This window comes from Sinomonas notoginsengisoli (assembly GCF_021554725.1).
GTDB lineage: Bacteria > Actinomycetota > Actinomycetes > Actinomycetales > Micrococcaceae > Sinomonas > Sinomonas notoginsengisoli.
In genome coordinates this window covers 22979-28978 of sequence record NZ_JAIZDP010000017.1, presented here as the reverse complement: position 1 = coordinate 28978, position 6000 = coordinate 22979, and the positions used below count along the sequence as shown (strand labels likewise).

Genomic DNA, 6000 nt, shown 5'->3' with positions numbered 1-6000 from the left:
CCCCTGGGGCAACTCCGGGCACCCCGGCGGCACCCGCGCCTTCCTGCGGCTGCACCGTACCTGGAACAACACCGGGCACCCCGGCGGCACCCGCATCTTCGTGCGGATGCACGCCGGGCGCGCAGCCGGGCACTGGCAACGGCACCGTGACGGAGTCTGGATCGGCCCCCGTAGTCCCGGCTGGGACGGGCACCGGAACGGCACCTCGATCCCATCCGGAGTCGCTCAAGTGGCAGGGCTCATCCCTGACTCTCCCGCGACTCACTGTCGGGGCGGTCTCCGCGGCCGGAGCATCCGTCTCGGGCGGCAACGCGGCAGCGGCAGCCGTGCCAGCGGCCGTGTCGGCACCAGAGCGTTCGGGGTCAACGCCCTCGCAGTCCTCAGCGCCCCAGGCGATCTGCCCGGCAGCCCTGGCCAACGATGTGAGTAGCGGAATAACTCTCACGCTGGCCCTGCTGCTAATGGCGGCCGCACTTGCCCTGGGCCTTGGAGCGGGGCTTGGAACCGGGATCGCGCTGCGCCGCCGTGGCGCTACCGCAACCCCATAGCGGCCCTAGGTCGACGTACACCGGCTGGGGGCCGTACCGGACGTGATGGGCTGCGGCTCCACGGACGGTACGCCCTCAGCCGGAATGCAACGGCGACCTGAGCTGGGCGCATACGACGGCGCCCGCACCCCAGGTGGAGTTCTCCCCCTTGGGTGCGGGCCGCCGTAGTGCTGTTTTGAAGGGTAGGTCAGGCAGCGAGAGCGGCGAGCTTGCCGGAGCCGCGGCCGAAGATCGGGGTGTCGAGCGAGAGCCGGCCCGGGCCCACGAGGGCCACCGCTGCAGCGCCGGCAGCGAGAATGAGCACCAGTTCCATGCCGCCCTTCTCCACGAACATGCCTGCCGAGACGTGGACGAGGAGGAGCGCCGCGATCATCTCGACCGCGAGCAGGGCACCGGCCACGCGGGTCAGGAGGCCCACGATCAGCAGCGCGCCGCCGACGAGCTCGAGCCCGGCCGAGATCGGGGCAGCGAACTGGGCCCCCGGCACACCCATCTGCGTGAACGCGCCCTGGGCGCCGGGGAGCGTGTACTCGAAGAATTTCTGCCATCCGTGTGCAAAGAACACGGCGCCGAGCGCGATGCGGAGCACGGCGCGGGCAATGTCGGAGCGGAGCGGGCGGGAGGCGGACATAGGTGTCCCTTCCTGTCGTTGGTCAATGGGGCCCTGAGGGGCGATACGTACTTCAATATTCAATTGAAGCGTCAACTGATACTGCCGGGTCTCGGCTTTCGGTGTCAAGCTGGACGGCGCATGTTGCGCTGGCACTGGTTTTAGCCCGCGGGCGGATCATCCTGAGAGCCCTCGCTCCAGCAGGGAACGGCGGCGCCCCGCACCGGCCGCGATAATTCTCGCTTTCGGTGCGGGGCGCCGTCGTGCGCTATCCAGTTGTCCTACTTGCGCAGCCCGTCGACCACTGCGTTGAGGGTTGCGGAGGGGCGCATGACGGCGGTGACCTTCGCCGCGTCCGGGTGGTAGTACCCGCCCAGGTCGACCGCCTGGCCCTGGACCGCGAGCAGCTCCGAGACAATGGTCTCCTCCCCGGAGGTCAACGCTTCGGCGACCGGCGCGAACGCGGCGGCCAGTGAGGCGTCGTCCGTCTGCTTCGCCAGCTCCTGCGCCCAGTACTGGGCGAGGTAGAAGTGCGAGCCCCGGTTGTCTGTCGTGCCGAGCTTCCGGCCCGGGGAGCGATTCTCCTCGAGGAACGTTCCCGTAGCGCGGTCAAGCGTGTCAGCCAGCACCTTGGCCGCGGGCAGACCAGCCTGCTCGGCATAGAGCTCGAAGGATGGGACGAGGGCGAAGAACTCGCCCAGGCTGTCCCAGCGCAGGTAGTCCTCCTTGATGAGCTGCTGCACGTGCTTCGGAGCCGAGCCGCCAGCACCCGTCTCGAAGAGGCCGCCGCCCGCGATCAGCGGGACGACCGAGAGCATCTTGGCACTCGTGCCGAGCTCGAGGATGGGGAACAGGTCCGTCAGGTAGTCGCGCAGCACATTCCCGGTCACAGAGATGGTGTCTTCGCCCTTGCGGAGGCGCTCGAGGGTGTAGGCGGTCGCCTCGGCGGGGGCGAGGATCTCGATGGTGAGGCCCTCGGTGTTGTGCTCGCCGAGGTAGGTGCGGACCTTCGCGATGAGGTTTGCGTCGTGCGCGCGCTCCTCGTCGAGCCAGAACACTGCAGGGGTGTTCGTGGCGCGAGCGCGGTTCACGGCGAGCTTGACCCAGTCGCGGATCGGGACGTCCTTGGTCTGGCATGCGCGCCAGATGTCTCCGGCCTCGACCGAGTGCTCGATCAGCACGTCGCCCGCCTCGTTGACGACCTGCACCGCACCGGCGGCCGGGATCACGAACGTCTTGTCGTGGCTGCCGTACTCCTCGGCGGCCTGCGCCATGAGGCCGACGTTCGGCACGGTGCCCATCGTGGTCGGGTCCAGGGCGCCGTGCGCGCGGCAGTCGTCGATGACGGTTTGGTAGACGCTGGCGTACGAGGAATCAGGAAGAACGGCGAGCGTGTCGTGCTCTTTGCCGTCGGGGCCCCACATGTGGCCGCCGATGCGGATCATCGCCGGCATGGACGCATCCACAATCACGTCGGAGGGGACGTGCAGGTTCGTGATGCCCTTGTCCGAGTCGACCATGGCGAGTGCCGGGCCTTCTGTCAGGCCCTTCTGGACGAGGGACTTGACACCCTCGCGGACGTCCTCGGGAAGGGCGTCGAGCCCGCCGAGGATCGAGGCGAGTCCGTTGTTGGGGCTGAGGCCGGCGGCGGCGAGCTGCTTGCCGTACGTGTCGAAGAGCTCCGAGAAGTAGGCGGTGACCACATGGCCGAAGATGACCGGGTCGGAGACCTTCATCATGGTCGCCTTGAGGTGGGCCGAGAAGAGGACGCCCTCTTCCTTGGCGCGCGCCACTTGGGCGGCGAGGAACTCATCGAGCGCGGCGGCTCGCATCACGGTGCCGTCAACGACCTCGCCCTCGAGGACGCTGATCCCCTTCTTGAGCTCCTTGACCTTTCCGTCGCCGAGGACCAGCTGGATGGTCAGCGAATCGTCACCGGGGAGCACCACGGACTTCTCGTTCGCACGGAAGTCATCGTGGCCCATGGTGGCGACGTTGGTCTTCGATTCGGCGCTCCAAGCACCCATCGAGTGCGGGTTCTTACGCGCGTAGCTCTTGACAGACAGCGGCGCGCGGCGGTCCGAATTGCCCTCGCGCAGCACCGGGTTGACGGCTGAGCCCTTGATCTTGTCGTAGCGCGAGCGGATGTCCGTCTCCTCATCGGAGGACGGGTTGTCCGGGTAGTCCGGGAGGGCGAAGCCCTGCGACTGCAGCTCGGCGATGGCAGCCTTGAGCTGCGGGATCGAGGCTGAGATGTTCGGCAGCTTAATGATGTTGGCCTCCGGCGTCTTCGCCAGGGCCCCCAGCTCCGCAAGAGCGTCAGACTGCTGCTGCTCCGGCGTCAGGTAGTCCTCAAACACGGCGATGATGCGCCCCGAGAGGGAGATGTCCCGCGTCTCGACCTGCACGCCCGCCGCCGAGGAGTACGCCTGGACGATCGGAAGGAGCGAGTGAGTCGCCAGCATCGGCGCCTCGTCCGTGTGCGTATAGATGATGGTGGCCATGGGTGGGCGCCTCCTGCGAAAGCTGGAGCAGACCGCGGCTCCGGTATGCGTGTGGGCAATCGCCGCAGTGTGCGTGGGTGCTGCTATGTCAACGTCCTTAACTTACCGGAGGGTGCCGCCGCTGCCCGATTTCGTGACAAGGCGCACAGCCGATGCGGCGGCGGAAGACACGCTGTTGTCAAGGGACGCCGCGCAGATCGCGTCAGGTTCCCCCCTAGACTTCCTCTCAGGGACCGGCCCATGCATTCCGCAGGGCCGGCACGGAGCGATTCGCACTCAGGGGAGAGAATGGCACAGCACGCCGCGGCCGCCGACAACGACGATCCGCAGGAACACGGGCTTGAGGAATTGGGCGCCCTCGTGCTCCGCGTCTGGCGGGAACCGGACGGCGAGCAGGGGCTCAAGGTGCGGATCCTCGCCTCGGATGGGCCACGAGAACCCGCCACGATGGCGGTCGTAGCCGATCCCGACGCCGCGATTGCTGCGGTGCGGTCCTGGCTCGACGACAGGCAGCAGGTCAAAAGTTCCTGATGCGCTCTCGGAACTGACAGTCCACTTGTGGTTGCATGACAGTCCTGAAAATTTCGACTAAATCCATTGACTGGATTATCTCGGGATTGTCAGGCTGGTCTCATCCGCCGAGGCCGCGCGACTGCCTCCCACACCCGCGTTAGCCACGGCGTTTTCGTCAAGGCCATTCAATGGGGGCGCACAGCAATGTCGTGGGACCTGCATCTCTTGGGCTGCTGGCAGCTTCTCGTGCGGGGGGCTCCGCAGAACGTGGGTTCTCGACAGCAGCGGCTCATCGCCTCGCTGGCGCTTCTCGGCCCTCGAACACGCGCTTACCTCGCGGGCCTGCTGTGGCCCGATAGCACTGAGCAGCAGGCCGCAAGCAGTGTTCGCGTGACGGTGTTCAAGATCCGCCACCAGCTGCCGGGACTTCTGGCCGAAAACCCCGATCCGCTTCGGCTCTCCGACGACGTCTGCGTGGACCTGGACCGGCTCCGCGATGGTGCCGATTCAGCGCTGGCTGGCGCAGAGCCTCATCCGCGGCTGATGCAGCTGCTGTACTCGGCCGAGCTCCTGCCGGGCTGGTACGACGACTGGCTCCTGTTCGAACAGGAACGCCTGCGGCAGCAGCGCCTCGTAGCCCTTGAGGCCATTGCCCGCCGGCACCTCCAAGACGACCAACCCGACGCGGCCATCGCCGCGGCTATGCACGCCGCCGCGATCGAGCCGCTGCGCGAGTCCGCTCAGGCCCTTGTCATCCGCAGCCAAGTCCGCGCGGGCAACACCGCGGAGGCACGTCGCACGTATGAGGACTTCCGCCGGCGCCTCGCAGAGGAGATGGGCCTCGAGCCCTCTACAAGGCTCGAACGGCTCGTCATGGGCGAGCGGCTCGAGCATGCACGAACGCTGACTGGGGCGCCCGCAGCAGGGACAACGCCCGCGAAGCACCAGAAGGAGGACTAAGCGATGAACTGTGCCCCCAGGCCCCGCTCCCGATCGCTCGCAGTGGCACTCCTCAGGACCGGCGCCGCCGGAGCCCTCGCTGCGGCCTTCCTCGCCGCGCCCATGGGTCCGGCATCCGCAGCTCCTGACCAGTCACAAGGCATCGCGTGGGGGCGCAGCATGCACGTCGACTCCCATGCGATCCCCACACCGAAGCGCCCCACCGCGACAGACTCGAAAGCCGTGTGGGGCACCTTGCGTGCCAACGGCGGGCCGGCCTCAGCCTCAGCGACCGCCCATACCACCTGCCCTGGCTGCTCTGGCACCGCCACGACCCTCCAGGTGCTCACGTCCGATTCCGCTCCCGCCGTCCAGGCAGACAACGTCGCGACGGCATTCACGACCGCCGATCGGGCTTCGTCGTCCGCTGTCTCCGTCCAAATCGTCGAGACCGCGGACATGCAATCCCTCATGGCGGACAACCGCGCCGTCTCGGTCAACCTCGGCTGCACCGGCTGTGTGTCCAGCAGCGTGGCGCTGCAGTTCGTGATCGTCGGCGTCCCTGCGCGCGAGCTCTCCCCCACGGCCCGCGCGATCGTCCTGCAGATCGAGCAGGCCCTCACGGTCGACCTCACCTCGGCCTCCTCCACGCCGAAGAGCCTGCACACTGCGCACGCGCGGTCAGTAGCGGCCCTCGCGGCCCAGCGGACCCAGGCTGTCATCGGCGCCGATACGGGCACTGGCGTTCAGACGCGCATGGAGGTGGACTGCGGGGACTGACCAGACGCCCCGCGACCCTCAGCACACACGGCCCCGGCCCCGCCCGCGCACCTTGCGCGGGCGGGGCCTCCATCATGCCCGGAGACGGTTTTCCCTCGTCGGAGCG

5 protein-coding genes are annotated in these 6000 nt (G+C 67.9%); 3 read left to right on the top strand and 2 right to left on the bottom strand.

Translation table 11 applies throughout. The features are described from left to right. Positions 1-735: 735 nt before the first annotated feature. Positions 736-1179 (bottom strand): DoxX family protein, encoded by a 444-nt coding sequence (locus LF262_RS16390; protein WP_235781477.1) that lies wholly within the window; start codon positions 1177-1179, stop codon positions 736-738. Between the two features lie 260 nt (positions 1180-1439). Continuing rightward, positions 1440-3662 carry an NADP-dependent isocitrate dehydrogenase gene (locus LF262_RS16385; protein WP_235781476.1) on the bottom strand — a complete coding sequence of 741 codons (2223 nt, stop codon included), beginning with the start codon at positions 3660-3662 and terminating at the stop codon, positions 1440-1442. Positions 3663-3950: 288 nt separating this feature from the next. Between LF262_RS16385 and LF262_RS16380 the strand changes: the two genes are divergently transcribed. The 3 genes from LF262_RS16380 (at position 3951) to LF262_RS16370 (ending at position 5894) form a co-directional block, all read left to right on the top strand. Continuing rightward, positions 3951-4193, top strand: coding sequence for a hypothetical protein (locus tag LF262_RS16380; RefSeq protein WP_235781475.1), 243 nt, complete (start codon positions 3951-3953; stop codon positions 4191-4193). A 249-nt stretch (positions 4194-4442) separates the two neighbouring features. Next, entirely contained in the window at positions 4443-5135 is a 693-nt protein-coding gene (locus tag LF262_RS17195; RefSeq protein ID WP_235781474.1) for an AfsR/SARP family transcriptional regulator, read from the top strand. Between the two features lie 3 nt (positions 5136-5138). Beyond that, complete coding sequence (locus tag LF262_RS16370) at positions 5139-5894, top strand: hypothetical protein (protein ID WP_235781473.1); 756 nt, start codon at positions 5139-5141, stop codon at positions 5892-5894. Positions 5895-6000: the final 106 nt, after the last annotated feature.